This is a genomic window from Eubacterium ruminantium (assembly GCF_900167085.1).
GTDB classification, from domain to species: Bacteria; Bacillota; Clostridia; order Lachnospirales; family Lachnospiraceae; genus Eubacterium_Q; species Eubacterium_Q ruminantium.
The window spans coordinates 49,260-72,133 of the sequence record NZ_FUXA01000005.1; the positions used below are offsets into that span (position 1 = coordinate 49,260).

Consider the following 22,874-nt stretch of genomic DNA (forward strand, 5'->3'; position numbering starts at 1 on the left):
TAATATATAGAAGGAGGTAGGGGACTATGAAGAAGATGGCAGATTTTGACAAAGAAAGTTTTAAAACGGAAGTTAAGAATAATGTCAAAATTCTCTACAGGAGGGATATAGAAGAGGCTACACCGCAAATGATTTATCAGGCAGTAGCTTATTCGGTAAAAGATGATATTATCGACAGATGGATAGAGACTCATAAGGAATACAAGAAGCAGAATGCCAAGAAGGTTTATTACCTTTCGATGGAATTCCTTATCGGAAGACTTTTAGGTAATAATATCCTCAGTCTTGGATACTATCCACAGATTAAAGAAGCGCTTGAAGAAATGGGATTCGACATGGATTTTATTGAAGATCAGGAAAGAGATCCCGCACTTGGAAATGGTGGTCTTGGTCGTCTTGCAGCATGTTTCCTTGATTCACTTTCGACTCTCGGCTATCCTGCATATGGATGTGGAATCCGTTACAGATATGGTATGTTCAAGCAGAAGATCAAAGACGGATATCAGTACGAAGTTCCGGATGATTGGCTTATAAATGGCTATCCTTTTGAAGTAAAACGTGCAGAATACGCTGTAGAAGTTAAGTTTGGCGGATATGTAAGAGTTGAGCAGAAGGAAGGAAGAAATCATTTCATACAGGAAGGATATAGTGCAATCCGTGCGGTTCCATATGATCTTCCTGTTGTCGGATATGGAAATAATGTTGTAAATACACTTAGAATCTGGGATGCAGAAGCTTCTCAGGAATTCAACCTTGAATCATTTGATAAGGGTGAATATTCAAAGGCTGTTGAGCAGGCAAATCTTGCCAGAACTCTTGTTGAAGTTCTTTATCCAAATGATAATCATATTTCAGGAAAGGAACTTAGACTTAAGCAGCAGTATTTCTTCATTTCTGCATCAGTTCAGAGTGCAATCCTTAAGTTCAAGGAGACAAATGATGATATTCATAACCTCCCTGAAAAGGTTGTATTCCAGCTGAATGATACTCATCCGACAGTTTGTGTTGCTGAGCTTATGAGAATCCTCATGGATGAAGAAGGACTTGACTGGGATGAAGCATGGGATATCACAACTCATTCTTGTGCATATACCAATCATACGATCATGTCGGAAGCTCTTGAAAAGTGGCCTATCGAACTTTTCAGCAGATTACTTCCACGTGTATATCAGATTGTTGAAGAGATCAACAGAAGATTTGTCTTAAAGATTCAGGAATTGTATCCGGGCAATCAGGATAAGATTAAATCAATGGCAATACTTTACGACGGGCAGGTTAAGATGGCTCATCTTGCAATAGCAGGTTCCTTCTCTGTAAATGGTGTTGCTAAACTTCATACAGAGATTCTTAAGAAGAGAGAATTAAAAGACTTCTATGAGATGAGACCTGAGCAGTTCAATAATAAGACAAATGGTATCACTCAGAGAAGATTCCTTGCACACGGAAATCCTCTTCTTGCCAAGTGGTTAAATGAGAATATCGGTGAAGGCTGGATAACAGATCTTTCGCAGATAAGCAAGGTTAAAGTTCTTGTTGATGATCCTAAATATCAGCAGGAATTTATGAATATTAAATATCAGAATAAGCTTCGACTTGCTAAGTATATCAAGGAGAATAACGGTATCGATGTTGATCCTGATTCTATATTTGATGTACAGATCAAGAGACTTCATGAGTACAAGAGACAGCTTCTCAATATACTTCATGTTATGCATCTTTACAGCGAGCTTAAAGAAAATCCTGATATGGATATGTATCCTAGAACATTTATCTTCGGAGCAAAGGCTGCGGCAGGATATAAGAGAGCAAAGCTTACTATAAAGCTTATCAATGCCGTTGCGGATGTTATTAATAATGATGCATCTATAGAAGGTAAGATCAAGGTTGTATTTATAGAGGATTACAGAGTATCAAATGCCGAGATTATCGTTGCGGCAGCAGATGTTTCAGAGCAGATATCTACTGCTTCAAGAGAGGCATCAGGTACAGGTAATATGAAATTCATGCTTAACGGTGCTCCTACTCTCGGAACAATGGACGGAGCAAATGTTGAGATCGTCGAAGAAGTAGGCGCTGAAAATGCATTTATTTTCGGACTTTCAGCTGACGAAGTTATGAAATATGAGCGTGAGGGCGGTTATAATCCTTGGGATATTTATAACTCAAATCAGAATGTAAGACGTGTTCTTACTCAGCTTATAAATGGTATGTATTCGCCTGATGATCCTGAAAGATTCAGAGATCTTTATGATGCTCTTACAAAAGAGGATATTTATTTCATACTTAAAGATTTCGATTCTTATGCAGAAGCTCAGAGAAGAGTAGATGCTGCATATAGAGATACTTCCGCATGGGCCAGAATGGCAATGATGAATACTGCATGTGCAGGTAAATTCTCATCTGACAGAACCATTGAAGAGTATGTTAAAGATATCTGGCATCTTAAGAAGATCAAAGTTGATCTTCCTAAGAAGAATACCAAAACAAAATAATGAGCATATTTAATGCGTGTATTTAATGAGCGTAGCAGCTGTAATGGCTGCTACGTTTTTTGCTTTATGGGAAAAAGTGTTTTCTGTAAAGTAAAAATCACTCCGTTAAGATGCATCTCGAAATACCCGGATCTTTTGTATGATATTTTACGGAGTGATAGCCAACATAGTAAAAAATCTAACGAATTAAATAATATATTTAATTTTATTAACCTTGTTTTGATGATAAAATACATGGTGATTTAGTATGCCGTTCTGTTGATAAGGGACAGGAGAAAAATATGATAAAAGTATTTTTAGTTGAAGATGAATTTGCTATCAGAGAAGGAATAAAGAAGTCGGTTAACTGGGAAGAACATGGATTTACACTTGTTGGTGAAGCAGGAGACGGAGAGATTGCATTTCCGAAGATCCTGAAGACCAGGCCGGATATACTGATTACAGATATTCGTATGCCTTTTATGGATGGGCTGGAACTGGCAAGGGTTGTAAAAGCGGAAATTCCGGATATCAGAATCCTCGTTTTAAGCGGATATGATGATTTTAATTATGCCAAGGAAGCTATAAGCATTGGTGTTGATGAATATATTTTGAAGCCTGTTTCAGGTGATAATCTTCTTCAGGAATTAGGTAAGATTTCCGATGTTATAAGCAGCAGGAAGAAGGAAGAAAAAGCAAGACAGAAGTACATGAAGGATATGGAGGAAATCCGTATACTTGAGCGTCAGAAGTTTATGCATGATATGATCAACGGCAAGATTTCCGTTCAGGAATCCATAGCAACAGGTAAAGAACTTGGGATTGATATTACAGCTCCTTTTTACAGCATCATTCTTATACAGGTATTTCCGAAAGAGCCGGATAAGATAGATGCAAACGAATATTCCGGCGTGAGTGAAGAGATATACGGAAAGATCAAGGAAATCTATGATGGAGAAAGTCATGTATATCCTTATGAGCAGGTGGGAGATGTTCTGTGTCTCCTTGAAAAGGCAGATTCCATAAATGAGATAGAAGAAAATATCAATAATATAATTGCCAATATGAAATCCCTTATGGATAACTATAAGGATAATATTTATTTCATTTCCATAGGAAAGATTGTTGAAAGAATACGAGATGTAAATATCTCTTACGCTGATGCGAACAGGAAGTTTGCAGAGAGATATATGTGCGAAGACAGCTTTGTATTCTGCGGAGATGATTTCCCTGTAAGCGGAAGATTCGGTGAGGAGATAGATAAGGATGCCATAGGTCCTGAAGATTTCGATCTGAGCAAACTTGATATAGGTGCCATCGATATTAGGATGATCTCGAAGAAGACGATATTTCATTTTCTGCGAAGCGGTACTCTTTCAGAGGTTGACGATCTTGTGGATGAATACTTTGAGAGTATAGGAAAGGAAGCTACCGAGTCTACGATAATACGTCAGTATGTTCTGGTTGAATCCCTTCTTAGTTCGGCTGCGCTTCTTGAAAGTCTCGGAGTTGATAAGGAGAAATCGTCCGAGATTCTCGGCGACCTTAGTGAGACTATAAAAGATGTTGATTCGTCGGACAGAGCGAGAGAATACATTTCAACGCTTCTTAAGAAGGTTATTGAATACAGAAATAAGATTTCGGACAAGAAATATACAGAAGTTATAGATAAGGCGAAGAAATACATTCAGGAAAATTATCAGAATGATGAAATGTCACTCCAGTCGGTTGCCTTAAATGTAAATATCAGCTCGAATCATTTCAGCACTATTTTCAGGAAAGAAACGGGCGAGACATTTATAGATTATCTTACAACTGTTCGTATGGACAGAGCTAAGGAACTTCTGACATGCACAGCAGTTAAAACATCGGAAATAGGTTTTGAAGTGGGATATAAAGATCCTCATTACTTCAGTTATATTTTCAAGAAAACTCAGGGAATATCCCCGAAAGAGTATAGAAGGGTTAAGAAAGAATCTTGAGTGCCGGTAAGAAAAAAAGAAAGATCAGCAAGATACAATCCAAGTTAATATTATATATATGGATATGCGGAATTCCGATGATAGTCCTTTTCGGATTCGCAGTAGTAAGGCTTGTGAAATATACCCGTAACTACGACAGGCTTGTTAAGAATATCACCAGCGTTAATAAATATAACATGAGCTTTAAGTATTCCATGGATGAAATGATGTACAGGATAATCATAGGAAATGCGAACTGGACCGATCCTGAGAAGAAGCTTGAAAATGAAGATCCAAAAGCTTTGATACGTGAGGCAAGGGAGCATTTTGAAAAACTGAGATCAAAATCCGTGAAGGAAAATGTAAGAATGGACCTGGCGGCGCTTATAAAACTTCTGGGAATACTTGATGAAAGAGTTGATGATATCCTTGTAAATGTGCAGGTTGGCGGGCATTATGATGAGAATATGAATATGCTCGATATGAACATCCGGACCCTTACATCACTGATACAGGAAGATATTCAGCAGTATATCTATGATGAAGCGGAGAATATGGAGATCCTCCGAATCAAAGCTGAGAAGAGTCTTTTAAATACTATCAGGATTCTGGCCATACTCCTTCTTCTTACGATCATATTTATATTTGTATGTTCCAGAAAATTATCGCAAAGGATCACGGAGCCAATCACAGAATTATGTGATATGACTGAGAAATTCGCGGGAGGAGATTTTACGGTCTCATATCATACTGAAAGTAATGATGAAATGAGAACTCTTGCAGAGAGTTTCAACAGCATGGTTAAGGAGATCAAGATACTTGTAGAAGATATCCATAGAGAGCAGGAAAATGCAAAGGATGCGGAACTCAGACTACTTCAGGAACAGATCAATCCGCATTTCCTGTATAATACTTTGGATGCTATAATATGGATGACCGAAGCCGGCGAAAATCAGAAGGCTATTCAGGTTATTCAGGAACTGTCCAGCTTTTTCCGTATCTCATTAAGTAAAGGACAGAGAGAGATAACGGTTGGAAATGAAAGAGAACATATCAAGAATTATCTTGAGATTCAGAGATACAGATACCAGGATATACTGGATTACTCAATTGATTTTGAGGAAGATATACTTGATTACCATATTCAAAAGCTTACACTTCAGCCTATAGTTGAAAATGCGCTTTACCACGGTATCAAGAATAAAAGAGGCGGCGGAAAGATCACTGTCACAGGAAAGAAGGATGGAGATGATATTGTATTCGTCGTTGAAGATAATGGTATCGGAATGAATGAAGAAGGGCTTGAACGTCTCAGAAAACTTATTTCCGGAGAGATAGTTCTGGATGAACAAAGAGGATTCGGAATGGCTAATGTTGAGAAGAGACTTGAGATGCTTTACGGAAAAGAGTATGGCATGACGGTGGACAGCCGATATGATGAGGGCACAACTGTAACAGTCAGAATTCCGAAATATAAGAAAGATGAGACGGAATAATGTATTTTTTGGAGAAAGGGAATGAACCGTTTTGATGACGGGCACTATAAATATCAGATATGATTAAAAGAAAAAAATTGATCGGATGTATGGTCATGTTTTCTCTTATGGCAACTGTTCTTACAGGATGCGGTAAGAAGAGTGATGCGGAAGAAAAAACAAGTGAACAGACATTGATAGATGTTGGATTTTCTCAGTTGGGCGCAGAATCTGATTGGAGGATCGCCAATACCGAATCCATACGTAACAGTCTTTCAAATGAAAATGGTTTTAATCTGACATTTGATGATGCTCAGCAAAAACAGGATAAGCAATTTATAGCCATGCGAAAATTTATCCAGCAGGAGAAGGATTGTATCGTGCTTGCGCCTGTTATGGAAGACGGATGGGACACGGTTCTACAGGAAGCAAAGGATGCGGGAATACCTGTTATTGTCGTAGACAGAAGGGTTAATGTTCAGGACACAAGACTTGTTACAGCGTGGGTTGGTTCGGATTTTAGAAAAGAAGCTTCCATAGCCTGCGAGTGGTTAAAAAGCTATACCGAAAGTAATGGTATAAAACCGGAAGAACTCTTTATAGTTGATATTCAGGGAACCCTTGGGGCAACAGCACAGATAGAGCGTTCCGACGGGCTTAAAAATGCTTGTGAAAAGTATGGATGGAATCTTCTTGAACAGGTGCCGGCGGATTATACCCAGGCTAAGGCTAAAGAAGTCGTAAGTAATCTTTTGAATAAATATAAAGATATGAATGTTGTCTATTGTGAAAATGACAATGAAGCAATAGGTGCGATAGAAGCTATAGAAGAGTCGGGCAGAAAGGTCGGAAGCAATATATCTGCCGGCGAGATCATGATCATTTCATTTGATGCAACGCATTCAGGGCTTAAGATGGTTATGGAAGGAAAGATTGCACTTGATGTTGAATGTAATCCTCTTCAGGGTGAAGAGGTTGCGCTTCTTGTTAAGAAGGTTCAAAACAGTGATGAATTCCATCGTTATACATATGTTAAAGAAAGGGCATTTTCGATGGATCAGACAGTAAAAACCGTAAAGCTCCGTGATGGTGATTATGAGATCACAACACTTACGGAAGATATAATAGCCGATCGTGAATACTAAAATAAAAAATCTAACTTTTAATAAAAAAGCAAAACAAAAATTAATCTGAAATTTTATCTAAAGATAATTACGTGATAAATTGAAAAAACTTCAAAAGATATTCCGTATAACAAACCTTCGTCGTTTGATATATTTACACCAGCATATAAAGTTGGTTTCGGAAAAAGCTTAGAATAAGCTCCCCCACAATTTTGCTTAAATAAGTTTTTTTCGAAAAAGTATATCAATAACGGAGGTTTTTTACATGAGAAAATTTAAGAGAAAAATGGTTGCAACGTTCATGGCAGCATCCATGGTACTTTCATTTGGTGCATGCGGTAAGAGCGAAGACAAGGAAACGACAACAGCAAAACAGGATGAGCCTAAAGTTACTGAAGCTGCAAAACCGGATGCTACAGAGGCTCCGGGAACTGAGACACAGACAACAGAGGCTAAACCGGCAGACAGTGGAAAGCTTATAAAGGTTGGTATCATCAATAATGACCCTAATGAGTCCGGATACCGTACAGCAAATGATAAAGATCTTAAAGCTATGTTCTGTAAAGAAAACGGATATGATCCTTCATTTGCTTACAGCTTAAAGAATGATGAACAGATTGCGGCAGCTCAGAAGTTCATCCAGGATGACGTTGATTATCTTCTTCTTTCAGCAGCTGATACATCTGGATGGGACGGAGTTTTACAGGATGCACAGGATGCAGGGATCAGAGTTATCCTCTATGATCGTACTATTGATGCTGACCCAAGTCTCTATGCTGCATCAATCGTTTCGGACATGAATAAAGAAGGTGAGCAGGCTGTTGAGTGGCTTGTAAATCAGAACCTCAGTGAATATAACATTCTTCATCTTCAGGGTGTTATGGGTTCTGCAGCTCAGCAGGGTAGATCAGGAGCACTTACAAGAGTTGCAGAAGAAAAAGGATGGAACATCGTTTCAGAGCAGACAGCAGAGTGGAACGCAGAGAAGGCTCAGCAGATTGTTCAGTCTGTAATAGATTCAGATACAAAATTTAACGTAATTTACGCTGAAAATGATGATATGGCAAGAGGTGCTGTTGAAGCCCTTGATAAAGCAAATATCTCACATGGTGTTGGTAAGGATGTTGTAATAATCAGCTTTGACTGTAATACATGGGCACTTGAAGAACTTCTTAAGCAGAACTGGAATTATGATGGTCAGTGTAATCCTTTCCAGGCAAAATATATTGATGAAGTAATCAAGACTATTGAGTCAGGAAATGAACCTGCAGAAAAGGTCATCATTATGGATGAAAAAGGTTTTGATGCATCAACTATTACACAGCAGGATATAGATGATAACGGTATTTAATCTATGACTTTTTTGGGAGGGTGCAACACATGGATGTTACACTCTCCTTTTTTTAAAAGTATCATTTGGAGGTGGAACAGTGAAAGAAAAGGCTGTTTTGGAATTACATGATATTCATAAAACCTTCCCGGGTGTCAAAGCTCTTCAGGGTGTTGATTTTACACTGAGAGAGGGCGAGATACATGCTTTGATGGGTGAAAACGGAGCGGGAAAATCAACACTTATCAAAGTTATCACAGGTGTTTATGAGAAAGAAGAAGGAAGCATCTTTCTAAAGGAAAATGAAGGTGAAGTTCATATTCATTCACCACAGGATGCTCAGAATCTTGGTATCAGTACTGTATATCAGGAAATAACACTTTGTCCGAATCTCACCGTGGCAGAGAATATGTTTATAGGCAGAACAAAAGGTTGTCTGACTAACTGGAGAAAAATGAATAAGGCGGCGGATAAGATCCTGAAATCTCTGGATATTCCGGCCAGAGCAAGTCAGCAGCTTGCAAGCTGTTCTCTGGCGGTTCAGCAGATGGTTGCCATTGCAAGAGCGGTGGATATGGAATGCAAGGTGCTTATTCTTGATGAGCCTACATCATCTCTGGATGACAGTGAAGTTAAAAAGCTTTTTGGTCTTATGAATGATCTTAAATCAAAAGGCGTTGGAATAATATTTGTTACGCATTTCCTTGATCAGGTATATGAAGTATGTGACAGGATCACGGTTCTTAGAGACGGAAAACTTGTAGGCGAATATGAGATAAAAGATCTTCCTCGAGTTCAGCTTGTATCGAAGATGCTTGGTAAGGAACTTGATGATCTTTCGGATATTAAAGAAGAAACTAATGAGGAAGAGCTTATCAGTGATGAAGAACCGTTATTTCAGGTTGAAGGACTTCAATCCAATGCCGGCATAAAACCATTTGATTTCTACATCAGAAAGGGTGAGGTAAATGGTTTCACAGGTCTTCTCGGATCCGGTCGAAGCGAATGCGTAAGAGCGATATTCGGAGCAGATAGAGTAATACGAGGCAAGGTTAAGAAGAACGGTAAAGTAATTAAGATATCAAAACCGCTTGATGCCATGAAACAAGGAATAGCATATCTTCCTGAAGACAGAAAGGCGGACGGAATAATCGGTGATCTTTCGGTAAGAGAAAATCTTATCCTTGCATCTCAGGTTTTAAGAGGATTCTTTAAACCATATAAAAAGGCAGAAACCTATGCTATAGCAGATGAATATATAAAACTGCTTGATATTAAGACAGCCTCTGCGGACACACCGATCAAACAGCTTTCCGGTGGTAATCAGCAGAAGGTTATAGTTGCCAGATGGCTGCTTATGCATCCTGAATATTTAATTCTTGATGAGCCTACAAGAGGTATCGACGTAGGAACTAAGGTTGATATTCAGAAACTGGTATTAAAACTTGCATCGGAAGGAATGAGTATAACATTTATTTCTTCCGAAACAGACGAGATGCTTAGAACTTGTTCAAGACTTGTGGTCATGCGAGACAGAAAGGTTGTTGGAGAGCTTAAAGGTGAAGAGCTCACACAGAATGGCATAATGAAAACTATTGCAGGTAATAATGAATCGGGAGGTGACGAAAGTGCAGAAGAAGAGAACGTTCAATAAACAGTTGCTTATACCTTTGGCAGCACTTGTTGCACTTGCGGTATTTAATTTCATAGTCGATCCTTCATTCTTCAAGATCACACTTGTTAAGAATAGTTCAGGTAATCCGGTACTACTCGGAAATCCTATCTCGATACTTGATAATGGTTCGGAGCTTGCGATACTTGCTATAGGAATGACCCTTGTTACTGCGGCTACGGGAGGACAGGATATTTCCGTCGGAGCAACCATTGCCATAGCAGGAAGTGTTATCCTTAGAGTTCTCTGCGGTACAAATTCGAAGCCGGAAACTCTTCAGGCATCTTATTTAACAGCATTTCTTGTTGCGTGTGTTGTAGCTATGTTCTTTGGAGCATTTAACGGAATACTGGTTGCATACTTCAAGATACAACCGATGGTCGCGACCCTTATAATGTTCACGGCTGGACGACCTATTGCAGCATGGATTAATAATAATGAACTTCCTATAATCAAACAGGCATCTTTCAAATATTTCGGTGGATTTATTCCGGGGATTCCGATTCCGACACCATTTTTCATAGCAGTCATATGTATAGTGGTGATCGGACTTGTACTTAAATTCACAACCCTCGGTCTTTATACTCAGTCGGTTGGTATAAATGAAAATTCTTCAAAGCTCAACGGTATCAAACCTGAGTTTATGAAGTTCCTTACATTCGTTATACTCGGACTTTGCGTAGCAGTTGTCGGACTTATCAAGGTAAGCCGAGTTGCGACAATTAACTACTCGAATGTTGCAAAGGATATAGAAATGGATGCTATCCTTGCTGTTGCACTTGGCGGAAATGCACTTAGCGGCGGTAAGTTCAGCATGGCTGCATCAATACTCGGAGCTTATATTATTCAGTTCCTTACAACAACACTTTATAAATTCAAAGTTAATTCGGATGCACTTTCAGCATATAAAGCAGTGGTTGTTATCATGCTTGTAGTTTTAAGTGCACCTACTGTAAGAAAAAAACTTGCAGGACTTAAAGCAAAAATACTTAAGAAGAAGGAGGCATAAAAAATGAAAGAAAAAACAAAAAAGGGTAATGCTTCCGGATTTGGCAGGAGATTCGCATCAGCAAGTGATACGAATATACTTCTCACAATTACGATAGTTATATTTTTTATGATGTATATAGGAGCTATGTGTTTTCAAGGGAAAGGATTCCTTAAGCCCCAGACGTTCTTTAATATCCTGAACTCCGATGCACCGCTCATTATTACCTCCGTGGGCCTTAGTATCGTCATGATAAGTGGTGGGATCGATATTTCTGTTGGTGGTGTTGTTGCTCTTGTAAGTATGAGTTGCGCCGTATATCTTGATTATCATGGCGGTAGTATACTCGGGGCTATAGGAATCTCCCTTGCTATAGGTCTTGCATTCGGACTTGTCCAGGGCTTTTTGGTAGCATATCTGGAAATACAGCCGTTTATTGTTACTCTGGCGGGAATGTTCTTTGCGAGAGGTATGACAACCATAGTTCATACAGCATCATTTAATGTTAAGAATAAAGAGTTCCTTGAACTTAAAAATACAAGAATCAATGTTCCGGGATTCGGATCGGTCAATAAGATCGGTAAATATGTAAATGCTTATGTTGAAATAGGTGTTATCGTGGCTATTCTTACTGTTTTGATCTTCTTTGTAGTTCTTAAATGGACTAAGCTCGGAAGAGGATTTTACGCAGTCGGAGGAAATAACCAGAGTGCACTTATGCTCGGTGTAAATGTTAAGAGAACAAAATTCCTCGCTCATCTTATTTGTGGTCTTCTTGCAGGAGTGGCAGGATTTGTTTACTTCATGCACGTTGGTTCCGGATCGGCACTGCATGCCAGCGGAATGGAAATGAATGCTATTGCGTCATCCATCATAGGAGGAACGATGCTTACAGGTGGAGTCGGAAATACGATCGGTACATTTTTCGGTGTTCTTTCTCTTGCAACCATCAAGAATATCGTATCTTCAGCGGGCCTTGATCAGCCTTGGTGGACAGGAATAACCATAGCTGCCATGTTATGCATTTTCCTTGTAATACAGTCGGTTGTTATAGCAAAGAAAAAACGTCTGTTGAAGTAAAGATTTATTGCTTAATTCTTCAAAATATTGTATTATGTTATTTATAATAATTTCTCAGAAAAATTGCGGAGTTTGACTGAGATAAGTAAGGGAGGATATATTTTTAATGAAATTACCAGAAGTTAAATTAGGTATTGTTGCAGTAAGTAGAGACTGTTTCCCAATGAGTCTTTCAGAAAGAAGAAGAGAGGCAGTTGTTGCTGCATACAAGAAGAAGTATGGCGACATTTATGAATGTAAGGTAACAATCGAGAACGAAGTAGATATGAGAAAGGCACTTGCTGACGTTAATGCGGCAGGAGTTAACTCTCTTGTAGTATTCCTTGGAAACTTTGGACCTGAATCAAGTGAAACACTTCTTGTTAAGGAATTCCAGGGACCATCAGCTATCATCGCTGCAGCTGAGGAGTCTGGTGACAGCCTTCTTGATGACAGAGGAGATGCTTACTGTGGTATGCTTAATGCAAGCTACAACCTTAAGCTTCGTAATCTTCGCGCATATATTCCAGAGTATCCGGTTGGTGATGCAGAGGAATGTGCAGATATGATCAATGATTTCGAGAAAGTAGCAAGAGTTAAAGTAGCTCTTAACGATCTCAAGATCATCAGCTTTGGTCCAAGACCTCAGGACTTCCTTGCATGTAATGCACCAATCAAGCAGCTTTACAATCTCGGTGTAGAGATTGAAGAGAACTCAGAGCTTGACCTTTTCGAAGCATTCAACAAGCATGAAGGTGATGAGAGAATCCCTGCAGTAGTTGAAGATATGGCTAAGGAACTTGGAGCAGGTAACAAGAAGCCTGAAATTCTTTCAAGACTTGCTCAGTACGAACTTACTCTTCGTGACTGGATCAAGGATCACAAGGGAAGCAGAGGAAATGTTATCGTTGCAGGTAAGTGCTGGCCAGCATTCCAGACACAGTTCAAGTGTGTTCCTTGCTACGTAAACAGCCGTCTTACAAAAGATGGAATTCCTGTTTCTTGCGAAGTTGATATTTATGGTGCTCTTTCAGAGTACATCGGACAGCTTGTAAGTGAAGATATCGTAACACTTCTTGATATCAACAATACAGTTCCTAAGGATATGTATGAAGAAGAGATCAAGGGCAAGTTCAAGTATGATTACAAGATCACAGATACATTCATGGGATTCCACTGCGGAAATACAGCTACAGATAAGCTTGCATTCTGCGAGATGAGAAACCAGAAGATTATGGCTCGTTCACTTCCTGTAGAAGTTACAAATGGTACACTTGAAGGAGATCTTATCCCTGGTGATGCTACAATCTTCAGACTTCAGAGCACATCAGACGGAAAGCTTCGTGCTTACGTTGCAGAAGGAGAAATTCTTCCTGTAAGAACAAGATCATTCGGTGCTATCGGAATCTTTGCTATTCCTGAGATGGGACGTTTCTATCGTCACGTACTTGTACAGAAGAATTATCCACATCATGCAGCTATCACATTCCATCACAATGGAAAGCTTCTCTTTGATGTATTCAAATTCCTCGGAGTTAAGTTCGATGAGATCGATTACAACCATCCGGCAGGAACACTTTACAAGTCAGAGAATCCATTTGCATAATTTTTATTGAAAGCTATGTTTTTATCTTACACGGTATGACAATCCCTTTCGCAGGGGTTGCTATACCGGATAGAACTTACGGATTATATGGGAAATGCATCTGTCTTTATGGCAGGTGCTTTTTTCGTGTAAAAAAGCTGATTGCGGCTGATATTGACATCATATTTTCACTGTTGTAATGTTATGAGAGTAAGATAAAATTATCTGCTTAAAGGAGTATTATTATATGATTTTTGATAAACTTGTTACGATTATGGCAGAGCAGCTTGGTGTTCAGCCACAGGAGATTTCTACAGATACATTACTTAGAGATGATCTTGCTGTAGATTCGCTTGATCTTTATAACCTTATTATGGTTCTTGAAGAGGAATTTAATATTGAGCTCCCTCAGGAAGAATTAAATGATATTGAAACTGTAGAAGATATTATAAAGATACTTAAAGAGCAGGGAGTAGAGGAATAATCAAAGGTTTTCCGGGAAATGCAGCGGAAAGTTTTTTGCAGAAAAAGAGGCGTAAACTATAAAAAGGCGGGGACACATTAAATGTATGAATTTGATTCAAAAGTAAGATATAGTGAGCTGGCTGAAGATAAGAAACTCAGTCCGGTTTCCATCATTAATTATTTTCAGGATTGCTGCACCTTTGAAGCTGAAGAAAAGGGGGTAGGACTCAAAGTTCTGGATAAGAATCATACTGCATGGATGTTGATAAACTGGCATATTAAGATAGACAGAAGGCCGGATTTCAATGAGAAGATTCATATAAAAACATGGGCTTGTAACTTCAGGCATTTTATTGGAGAGAGAAATTTTACCATTACTTCTGATGATGGTGAGTTACTGATATATTCATTTTCAAGATGGGCATATGTGGATACTGAAAAGGGTGAACCGGTGAAGAGTATTCCCAAGGAGGAACTCGATGCATATGGTATATCGGAACCTTTGGATGCTGAATTCAAAAAGGGGAAGATAAAAGTTCCGGGTGAAATGACGGCAACTGATCCGATAAAGGTTACAGCCGGCAATCTTGATACGAATCATCATGTTAATAATGGCGAATATATGGAGCTCGCAATGTCTGCCGTCAGTGAGTATCTGATCAATGAAGAAGCAGATTCTTCGGTATCTTTGAATGACATAGCGGAAATCAGAGCGGAGTACAAATTACAATCGGTACTTGGAGATGTAATTTATCCTTATGTCGGTATGGAAGATAAGATTATTTATGTGGTTTTAAAGGATGATGAAGGTAATTCAAAACTGATCGTGGAACTTACACTTTCGGATTAAATGAAATATTTACAGGCAGGGGAAATTATATGAAGAGAGAAATTCTGATAATTGATGATGATGAAGATTTTGCAATGATCATAATGGATATGCTTACGGATAAAGGATTCGGAGCTACTCATGTCGGAAGTAGTGAAGAGGCTTTTAGTTTACTGGCACAAAGAAGTTTTCATCTTATTATTATTGATATTAATCTTCCGGATGCCGTTGGATTTGAAGTGTGCCGTGAGCTTAGAAGAGTTTCTGATGTCCCTGTTATATTCGCAAGTGCCCGTACCAGTGAGACAGATCGTATTACCGGTCTTGATATAGGTGGGGACGATTATATTCCAAAACCATTTTCCATGAAGGAATTATTGTCGCATATAAATGCATTGATACGTCGTACTTATGGATTCAGTGAGAATGATAAGACCGTATCCTTCGGGGATATTACTGTTGATACCGGGGCACGTTCGGTGACAAAAGGTAAGATTCCGGTAAATCTTTCACTGCGAGAATTTGATCTCCTCGCATATCTATGTACACATCCCAATATAGCAATTACAAAGGATAAGCTGCTTAGCGAAGTATGGGGCGCATTTTCGGAGGTTGAGCCCAAGACACTTGCTGTGCATATAAGATGGCTTCGGGAGAAGCTGGAGGATGATCCGGCAGAACCAAAGTTCATTAAAACGGTTTATAAAGTCGGATATATTCTGGAGGCAGATATATGAAAAGAAGAGTATTAAAGATTATTATTTTATTTTCACTGCTTCTTGCTGCTGTAACGGGCTTGCTGATCTTTAATAATGATAAAAAGGGTCAGGGTGAGAAAAGGAGTGAACAGCTTGTTGATATGAATGAAATTTCTGTATTAATGAGCCGTGAAAATTATGATGAAGCGAAGCGGAAGATAGAGGAATATGCAGATAAACTTCGGGTAAATAAGACGAAGGAATCATCTGCAAATAATGAAATTATCATCTGTGCCGTTGCTATTTTATTTATAATACTTGTTTTTATCTATATTTATTTCAGTATACTTCGACCTTTTGAAAAGATGAATGCATATGCATCTGAAATAGCTAAGGGAAATTTTGATGTTCCGCTTAATTATGACAGATCCAATTATTTTGGTGCTTATACATGGGCTTTTGACAGTATGCGTAAAGAGATAACCCGCTCAAGGAAGGCTGAAGTTGAGGCGATTGAGAATAATAAGACGGTAATAGCGACTCTTTCTCATGATATAAAAACACCAATCGCATCTATTCGTGCTTATGCGGAAGGGCTTGAGGCGAATCTTGATAAATCTCCGGAACGAAGGAGCAGATATCTTTCTGTTATGATGAAAAAGTGCGATGAGGTTACGGCACTTACAAATGATCTGGTGCTTCACTCCATTTCAGATCTTAATATGCTTCAAATGAAGCCGGAGGAATTTTCACTGGTTCCTTTCCTTCAGCAGTCTATAAATGAAATATCGGCAGAATACGGTGATGTGATATTTGAAAAGACAGATTTATCGCCTGTTGTATATGCGGATAAAAAGAGAATCAATCAGATAATGGAAAATCTGATCAACAATTCCCGTAAATATGCAAAGACGGATATGAAGGTTTCGATTACCCGGAAAAGTGACGAAGTTGCGATACATTTTAGGGATTACGGAAAAGGAATACCTGATGAAGATATGCCTTTTATTACGGATAAATTCTACCGAGGAAAGAACGTAGGGAAAGAAAACGGTTCGGGGCTCGGACTCTATATAGTAAAGTATATTGCTGAAAAGTCCGAAGGAAATCTGGAATTAATAAATCATACTTCCGGAGAAGGCGGACTTGAAGTTATAGTCACACTTCCGATAAAAAAGTCGGAAAATGATTTCTCTTAAATACTTCTTAATAAGAATTTGATTACACTATGGTCATAAACATGAAACCGGAGCATGGAATAAAAAACGCGGAACCGGGATATAGGACCGGGATGCGGAACAAAATGTAATACCGGGATATAGGACCGGGATACGGAATGAGAAACATGGATCCGGAACATTAAACATGGAATATGATCATAAAAGGAGAAATTCGAAATGAAAAATAAGGTTCTTTCGGCAAAAGGACTATGTAAAAGTTTTGCACATAACGGCGGGCAGATTCATGTTATATCAAATGCTGATGTTGATATTTACGAAGGGGATCTGACTGTTATCATGGGGGCTTCCGGTTCAGGGAAGTCTACGATGCTCTATGCCCTTAGCGGTATGGATAGGCCAACTTCGGGCGAAGTGATTTATGAAGGTGATAATATTGTAAAGATGAGTGAGAAGAAGCTGGCAAGGCTTCGTTCTACTGCGTTTGGGTTTGTATTTCAGCAGATCCATCTTGTAAGTAATCTTACATTATTTGAAAATGTTGCAGTTCCAGGATATTTGGATAAGAGTCGTTCGGTTGCTGAGATTAATTCATTTGCTGACAGTCTTCTTGAGAAAATGAATATATCCAACATTAAGACTCACCTTCCGTCGCAGTGTTCGGGTGGAGAGCAGCAAAGGTGCGCCATTGCAAGAGCTCTTATAAATAAACCTGCTCTTGTTTTTGCTGATGAACCGACAGGGGCTCTTAATCGTAAGAATACAGTGGAAGTCCTGGATCTTCTCACGGAATGTAACCGCGAAGGACAGAGTATTCTTATGGTCACCCATGATATTCGCGCGGCTCTTAGGGCAACTAGGATTCTTTATATTGAAGACGGAAAGATTATAGGGGAAATGACACTTCCTCCTTATAATAAAGAAGATGAGAAAAGCAGGGAAACTCAGGTGAATTCATGGCTTTCCTCTATGTCTTGGTAGGAGGTGGCCTATGGAGATCATTACACTTATCAGATCGAATATCCGTCACAAGAAGGGGTCATTTAAAAGTATAATAATGCTTATGATGATCATTTCTCTTTCTGTTTCCACCATAGTCAGTCTTAAGAGGAATTTATCTAAATCAATTGAAAGTACATATGACAGAAAATATAATGCAAATCTTACTTTAAATATCCGTGGAGATTTTGTTACGGAAGAAATGATGACGAATCTTTCTAATGATCCGCTTGTAGGAGATGTTTTTTATTGTGATGCCATTTGTCCTGATGAAGTTACATTTTCAAACGGAGAAAAGAATACATTCGGTATACGTATTGTGGCTCAAAATGAAACTGTCGATGGTATATTTAATAAGGATTATTCGGAAATCATCAAGGAAGTTCCTGTATTATCAAAAGGAGAGGTTTATCTTCCGAGGGTTATGAAGAGTTATTATAATCTCGAAGTTGGAGATACTATGACCGTTAAATTTGAAGGGGCTTCATATGATTTTATAATTAAAGGATTTGTGGAGGAACCGGTCAGCGGAAGTTCATTTATGCCGCTTAAAGTTCCTTTTATAAGCAAGGAAGATTTTGAAGAGATTTTAGAAGGCAGAAAGAAGGAAATAGCTGAAGATCCGACTTTAAGTTATTATATTTATAAAATAGTCTATATAACAAAAGCTGAAGACTGTAAGCTTTCGGACAATAGATTTGCTCAGGAACTGAATAAAACATCAGATATAGAAAGTTATGCTCAAGGCCTTTTGACCAGGTCTGATAGCTTATATTATCACGGACTCATGCCGGATGTAATTCTTAATATATTTCTGTCATTTGTGATCATTCTTGTGGTCATAGTTTTTGTTGTGATGTCGAATAGCATTTCTTCAAGTATAGAAATGAATTATACAGACCTCGGAATACTGAAAGCCCAGGGCTTTGATAGCAAAAAATTAAAGCTTGTATTTCTTGGACAATATATGTTGGCTGAAATAATTGGAACGATAGCAGGGATGCTTTTATCTGTTCCGATTATCATATATCTGCCGAGGGCCTTTGAATCTGTGGTTGGGATCAAGATAGTAGGTGGTGTTGCAATCGGATTCACCCTTTTGATACTTCTCGGTATTATGCTTGTTTCCGGATTGTGTGTTCTGTTAATATCTTCTAAAGTAAGTAAGATATCGCCTATACGAGCTATTTCAGGCGGAAAGTGTGAGGTGTTTTTTGAGAGCAGGCTGACGGCTTCTATAAGCAGTAAGATGCTTTCACCAAGTCTTGCCTTTAGACAGTTTACCTCAAGTATAAAAAGATATATTGCTTCGATCATGATAGCATCCGTGCTTACATTTTTCCTTATGACTATGACGGGGATGACTGATGCGGTTTCATCAGAAAGTGCGCAGAAAGCCATGGGTGCGACTTTGGAGAATTTTGGTGTTGATTTACCTTTCGATGAATTTAGTCCGGAATATACCCAATATGTTCGTGATACGTATGATCAAATAGAGAATATTATCGGACAATATACGGAAATAGAAGAAAGGTATGGCTATACATCCTCGTATATGTTGTTTAACGGAGAAAAGTTGTTATGTACATTCGCTGAAGATGAAGAAGTATTTACAGTTACAAAGGGACGTTTCCCGAAATATGAAAATGAGGTGGTAGTAAGTCAGATTTATGCAGAAGATATGGGTTATCATATCGGTGATAAAGTGGAAGTAGCCTACAGAGGAAGGAAGAAAGAATTTATAATAAGCGGATTTATTACTGGTATTGCTGATGCAGGCAGATTTTTCGGTATGAATAGTGAAGGGGCAGGCTTTTTTATAGATGATTACGTTGTAAGGGCAGTTGGTTATAAGCTTGCCAATCCGAAAAAAGCGGAAGAGATAAAAGCGAAGATTCAGTCGGAAATATCACCTGACATTGGTTTTACTCTTTATCTTGGAAATGATTCGGGATCAAAAATGATAACTACGATAGCTTATTCGATCAAAGCTGTTATATATATTATTTCAGTGATCTTTGCACTTGTTGTTGTATCCATGATATGTTCTAAGACATTTGTCAGAGAGAAGATAGATATAGGAATCTATAAGGCTCTGGGATTTACTTCAGGAAATCTGAGACTTCAATTTGCAGTAAGATTTCTTATCGTTGCATTCTTCGGAATAATAATAGGTACAACATTAAGCATTTTGTTTTCCGGAAAGATGCTTTCGTATATTTTGAGAAGTATGGGCATTGCCAACTTTGTTATTGATTATAGATTTATAACCGTATTTCTCCCGATAATATCCGTAGCTCTTTGCTATTTTATATTTGCATATGTAGTTGCAGGAAAAACGAAAAAGGTTGATGTCAGAAATCTCATAACAGAGTAAATTTAAAAAATTAATATACATAGTAAAAAAAGAATCCATAACATATGTCATGGATTCTTTTAATATATCAAGAAATATAATTAACCAAGGATTACATCTACTTTATGTACTCCGCCATCGCTGATAGCAGGGATAACATTTCCTTCGATTTCCTTTCCGTCTACGATGAGTGACTTAACACCCTTACATACGTGGTTAGGATTCTTAACAGTGATCTCATAGATGTCGCCACGGAACTGACGAACAGCTGCGAAGCCATCCCATGCAGCAGGGATAGATGGATCAACCTTAAGACCGTTCCAATCAGCTGAGATACCAAGGATATACTGGCTGATAGCTACAAAGTTCCATGCAGCAGTACCTGTAAGCCATGAGTTCTTAGCTTCACCCATACGACCTGCATCCTTACCGGCAATCATCTGAGCATATACATAAGGCTCTGTTCTATGAAGATCTGAAATCTCTTCATTGAAAGCAGGAGCAATACGTGAGTACCAATCATATGCAAGATCACCCTTACCTGCATAAGCTGCAGCTGCGATCATCCATGCATTGTTATGACAGAATACACCGGCATTTTCCTTATATCCTGCAGGATATGTTGAGATTTCACCATATTCAATATAATACTTTGTAAATGCAGGATTATTAAGAACAAGACCATACTTGCATCCAAGACGCTCTTCAACTGCGTTAAGAACCTTTTCTGCAAATCCTTCTTCTTTACCGATATCAGACATGATACCGAATCCCTGTGGCTCGATGAAGATCTTACCTTCTTCATTTTCCTTAGAACCAACTTTTCTTCCGAGATCGTCATATGCTCTGAGGAACCATTCTCCGTCCCATCCTGCATCAACGATATTTTTCTTCATCTTGTCGATTTCAGCCTGTGCCTTAGCAGCTTCAGCTTCGTCGCCCTTATATTTGCAAAGTGCAACATATTCAGGACCTGCATATGTGAAGAGAGTTGCAACGAATACAGACTCTGCTACATCTGAGAATCCCTTATCACCATACTTAGGTGATGTATATGTCTGGAAGCTTTCACCTGGAGTATCTGACCAGCATGAAAGGTTGAGACAGTCGTTCCAGTCAGCTCTCATTGAAAGTGGAAGTCCGTGAGGACCAACACTTCCTGCTACCTTGTAGAATGACTGATGTAAATGATGCATCATTGACTGAGCCTTTGATTCGTCATTCTTGTAAGGTACGCTTTCGTCAAGGATTGAATAATCACCTGTTTCCTTGATGTAAGCTGCTGTTGAAAGGATCATCCAAAGTGGATCGTCTGAGAAGTTTCCTCCGAGAGTATCATTACCCTTCTTTGTAAGAGGCTGATACTGATGGAAGCAACCACCATCTTCAAACTGTGTTGCAGCAAGGTCAAGGATTCTTTCACGTGCTCTTTCAGGAATCTGATGAACAAATCCAAGAAGATCCTGATTAGAATCACGGAAGCCCATTCCACGTCCGATTCCTGACTCGAAGTAAGAAGCTGAACGTGACATGTTGAATGTAACCATACACTGATACTGATTCCAGATATTAACCATACGGTCAACCTTTTTATCAGGTGTTTTAACATTATATTTACTGAGAAGGTCATCCCACATTTCTTTGTTTGCTTCAAATGCAGCATCAACCTTTTCAACTGTATCGAACTGTTTGATCATTTCATAAGCCTTAGACTTATTCATTGATCCGTCGGAATTCCATTTATCTGCACCATTCTCAACATAACCGAGAATGAATACGAGTTCTTTCTCTGCGCCAGGCATAAGATCGATCTTGATAGAATGAGAAGCAATTGGAGACCATCCGTCTGCTTTTGAATTCTTTGACTCATTGTTAAATACTACATCAGGCTTATCAAAACCGTTGTAGAGACCCATGAATGATTCTCTGTCACAGTCATAACCATTAATGTCTGTATTAACTGTATAGAATGCAAAATGATCACGACGTTCCTTATACTCTGTCTTGTGGAAAAGAGTAGAACCTTCAACTTCTACTTCACCTGTGTTGAAGTTTCTCTGGAAGTTATGCTCATCATCTTCAGCATTCCAGAGACACCACTCGAGGAATGAGAAGAGTGTAAATGACTTTCTTGTTGTTCCTTCATTCTTGAGAACTATTTTCTGAATCTCTCCGTTGTATCCCTGTGGAACGAGGAAAGTAACTTCAGCCTTAAGATCGTTTTTCTTACCTGTTATGATAGTATATCCCATACCGTGACGGCACTGATAAAAATCAAGCTCGGTTTTGACCGGAGACCATCCCGGATTCCAAACTGTTCCGTCATCATTTATGTAGAAATAACGTCCTCCGAGATCTACGGGAACATTGTTATAACGATAACGTGTGATTCGTCTAAGACGAGCGTCTTTGTAGAAATGGTAACCTCCTGCTGTGTTGGAGATAAGAGAGAAGAAGCTCTCTGTTCCAAGATAGTTGATCCATGGGTATGGTGTTCTCGGAGAGGTGATGACATATTCTTTCTGTGCATCATCAAAATAACCGAATTTCATTGATTGTAATACCTGCCTTTCTTTAGATTGATTAGTAAATTATTGCTTATCTAAAGAACCCCTCTTTTTAGATATTCACTTGAAATACATTTACTTTATGGAGTTCCGCATAATCACTCTACATTATATAAT

The 22,874-nt window shown here is 38.7% G+C and carries 16 protein-coding genes; 15 read left to right on the forward strand and 1 reads right to left on the reverse strand.

Features of this window, described 5'->3' with window-relative positions; translation table 11 throughout:
• Nucleotides 1–35 precede the first annotated feature (35 nt).
• The 15 genes from B5D25_RS03075 to B5D25_RS03145 all read left to right on the forward strand — a co-directional run bounded on the left by B5D25_RS03075 (nucleotide 36) and on the right by B5D25_RS03145 (nucleotide 20,211).
• Complete coding sequence (locus B5D25_RS03075) at nucleotides 36–2,492, forward strand: glycogen/starch/alpha-glucan family phosphorylase (protein WP_090168676.1); 2,457 nt, start codon at nucleotides 36–38, stop codon at nucleotides 2,490–2,492.
• Nucleotides 2,493–2,773: 281 nt separating this feature from the next.
• The gene (locus tag B5D25_RS03080) at nucleotides 2,774–4,453 is read left to right on the forward strand and encodes a response regulator (RefSeq protein ID WP_078786313.1); all 1,680 of its coding nucleotides are present in this window, start codon (nucleotides 2,774–2,776) and stop codon (nucleotides 4,451–4,453) included.
• A gap of 77 nt (nucleotides 4,454–4,530) precedes the next feature.
• Nucleotides 4,531–5,928, forward strand: coding sequence for a sensor histidine kinase (locus B5D25_RS03085; RefSeq protein WP_143000643.1), 1,398 nt, complete (start codon nucleotides 4,531–4,533; stop codon nucleotides 5,926–5,928).
• 59 nt (nucleotides 5,929–5,987) lie between these two features.
• Complete coding sequence (locus B5D25_RS03090; protein ID WP_078786316.1) at nucleotides 5,988–7,052, forward strand: ABC transporter substrate-binding protein; 1,065 nt, start codon at nucleotides 5,988–5,990, stop codon at nucleotides 7,050–7,052.
• 244 nt (nucleotides 7,053–7,296) lie between these two features.
• Complete coding sequence (locus tag B5D25_RS03095; RefSeq protein ID WP_242870192.1) at nucleotides 7,297–8,382, forward strand: ABC transporter substrate-binding protein; 1,086 nt, start codon at nucleotides 7,297–7,299, stop codon at nucleotides 8,380–8,382.
• A gap of 79 nt (nucleotides 8,383–8,461) precedes the next feature.
• Nucleotides 8,462–10,015 (forward strand): sugar ABC transporter ATP-binding protein, encoded by a 1,554-nt coding sequence (locus tag B5D25_RS03100; protein ID WP_078786318.1) that lies wholly within the window; start codon nucleotides 8,462–8,464, stop codon nucleotides 10,013–10,015.
• On the forward strand, nucleotides 9,990–11,042 hold the full coding sequence (locus tag B5D25_RS03105) for an ABC transporter permease (protein ID WP_242870193.1): 1,053 nt from the start codon (nucleotides 9,990–9,992) through the stop codon (nucleotides 11,040–11,042). The genes B5D25_RS03100 and B5D25_RS03105 overlap by 26 nt, the downstream gene beginning before the upstream one ends.
• 3 nt (nucleotides 11,043–11,045) lie before the next feature.
• Nucleotides 11,046–12,101 (forward strand): ABC transporter permease subunit, encoded by a 1,056-nt coding sequence (locus B5D25_RS03110; protein WP_078786321.1) that lies wholly within the window; start codon nucleotides 11,046–11,048, stop codon nucleotides 12,099–12,101.
• Between the two features lie 106 nt (nucleotides 12,102–12,207).
• Nucleotides 12,208–13,686 (forward strand): L-fucose/L-arabinose isomerase family protein, encoded by a 1,479-nt coding sequence (locus tag B5D25_RS03115; RefSeq protein WP_078786323.1) that lies wholly within the window; start codon nucleotides 12,208–12,210, stop codon nucleotides 13,684–13,686.
• A 226-nt stretch (nucleotides 13,687–13,912) separates the two neighbouring features.
• The gene (acpP, locus tag B5D25_RS03120; protein ID WP_242870194.1) at nucleotides 13,913–14,149 is read left to right on the forward strand and encodes an acyl carrier protein; all 237 of its coding nucleotides are present in this window, start codon (nucleotides 13,913–13,915) and stop codon (nucleotides 14,147–14,149) included.
• Nucleotides 14,150–14,230: 81 nt separating this feature from the next.
• Entirely contained in the window at nucleotides 14,231–14,980 is a 750-nt protein-coding gene (locus B5D25_RS03125; protein ID WP_078786325.1) for an acyl-[acyl-carrier-protein] thioesterase, read from the forward strand.
• 29 nt (nucleotides 14,981–15,009) lie between these two features.
• Nucleotides 15,010–15,696: a response regulator transcription factor gene (locus tag B5D25_RS03130; protein WP_078786327.1), complete on the forward strand. Its 687-nt coding sequence runs from the start codon at nucleotides 15,010–15,012 to the stop codon at nucleotides 15,694–15,696.
• Nucleotides 15,693–16,856, forward strand: a complete 1,164-nt coding sequence (locus B5D25_RS03135) for a HAMP domain-containing sensor histidine kinase (protein ID WP_078786329.1) — start codon at nucleotides 15,693–15,695, stop codon at nucleotides 16,854–16,856. Before B5D25_RS03130 ends, B5D25_RS03135 begins: the two co-directional genes overlap by 4 nt.
• Nucleotides 16,857–17,054: 198 nt before the next feature.
• On the forward strand, nucleotides 17,055–17,816 hold the full coding sequence (locus B5D25_RS03140; RefSeq protein ID WP_078786331.1) for an ABC transporter ATP-binding protein: 762 nt from the start codon (nucleotides 17,055–17,057) through the stop codon (nucleotides 17,814–17,816).
• 10 nt (nucleotides 17,817–17,826) lie between these two features.
• A complete protein-coding gene (locus tag B5D25_RS03145; RefSeq protein ID WP_078786332.1) occupies nucleotides 17,827–20,211 on the forward strand; it encodes an ABC transporter permease in 2,385 nt (794 codons plus the stop codon).
• A gap of 80 nt (nucleotides 20,212–20,291) precedes the next feature.
• Here the strand turns inward: B5D25_RS03145 and B5D25_RS03150 are convergent, their stop codons facing one another.
• Entirely contained in the window at nucleotides 20,292–22,742 is a 2,451-nt protein-coding gene (locus B5D25_RS03150; RefSeq protein ID WP_078786333.1) for a glycoside hydrolase family 94 protein, read from the reverse strand.
• Nucleotides 22,743–22,874 lie beyond the last annotated feature (132 nt).

Excerpts from the sequence above, each read along its gene's own strand:
- B5D25_RS03115 (WP_078786323.1), top strand. The coding sequence starts at position 12,208 with ATGAAATTACCAGAAGTTAAATTAGGTATTGTTGCAGTAAGTAGAGAC.
- B5D25_RS03150 (WP_078786333.1), bottom strand. The coding sequence starts at position 22,742 with ATGAAATTCGGTTATTTTGATGATGCACAGAAAGAATATGTCATCACC.
- B5D25_RS03125 (WP_078786325.1), top strand. The coding sequence starts at position 14,231 with ATGTATGAATTTGATTCAAAAGTAAGATATAGTGAGCTGGCTGAAGAT.
- B5D25_RS03130 (WP_078786327.1), top strand. The coding sequence starts at position 15,010 with ATGAAGAGAGAAATTCTGATAATTGATGATGATGAAGATTTTGCAATG.
- B5D25_RS03075 (WP_090168676.1), top strand. The coding sequence starts at position 36 with ATGGCAGATTTTGACAAAGAAAGTTTTAAAACGGAAGTTAAGAATAAT.
- acpP (WP_242870194.1), top strand. The coding sequence starts at position 13,913 with ATGATTTTTGATAAACTTGTTACGATTATGGCAGAGCAGCTTGGTGTT.
- B5D25_RS03135 (WP_078786329.1), top strand. The coding sequence starts at position 15,693 with ATGAAAAGAAGAGTATTAAAGATTATTATTTTATTTTCACTGCTTCTT.
- B5D25_RS03090 (WP_078786316.1), top strand. The coding sequence starts at position 5,988 with ATGATTAAAAGAAAAAAATTGATCGGATGTATGGTCATGTTTTCTCTT.
- B5D25_RS03085 (WP_143000643.1), top strand. The coding sequence starts at position 4,531 with ATGATAGTCCTTTTCGGATTCGCAGTAGTAAGGCTTGTGAAATATACC.
- B5D25_RS03080 (WP_078786313.1), top strand. The coding sequence starts at position 2,774 with ATGATAAAAGTATTTTTAGTTGAAGATGAATTTGCTATCAGAGAAGGA.
- B5D25_RS03095 (WP_242870192.1), top strand. The coding sequence starts at position 7,297 with ATGAGAAAATTTAAGAGAAAAATGGTTGCAACGTTCATGGCAGCATCC.
- B5D25_RS03145 (WP_078786332.1), top strand. The coding sequence starts at position 17,827 with ATGGAGATCATTACACTTATCAGATCGAATATCCGTCACAAGAAGGGG.
- B5D25_RS03140 (WP_078786331.1), top strand. The coding sequence starts at position 17,055 with ATGAAAAATAAGGTTCTTTCGGCAAAAGGACTATGTAAAAGTTTTGCA.
- B5D25_RS03110 (WP_078786321.1), top strand. The coding sequence starts at position 11,046 with ATGAAAGAAAAAACAAAAAAGGGTAATGCTTCCGGATTTGGCAGGAGA.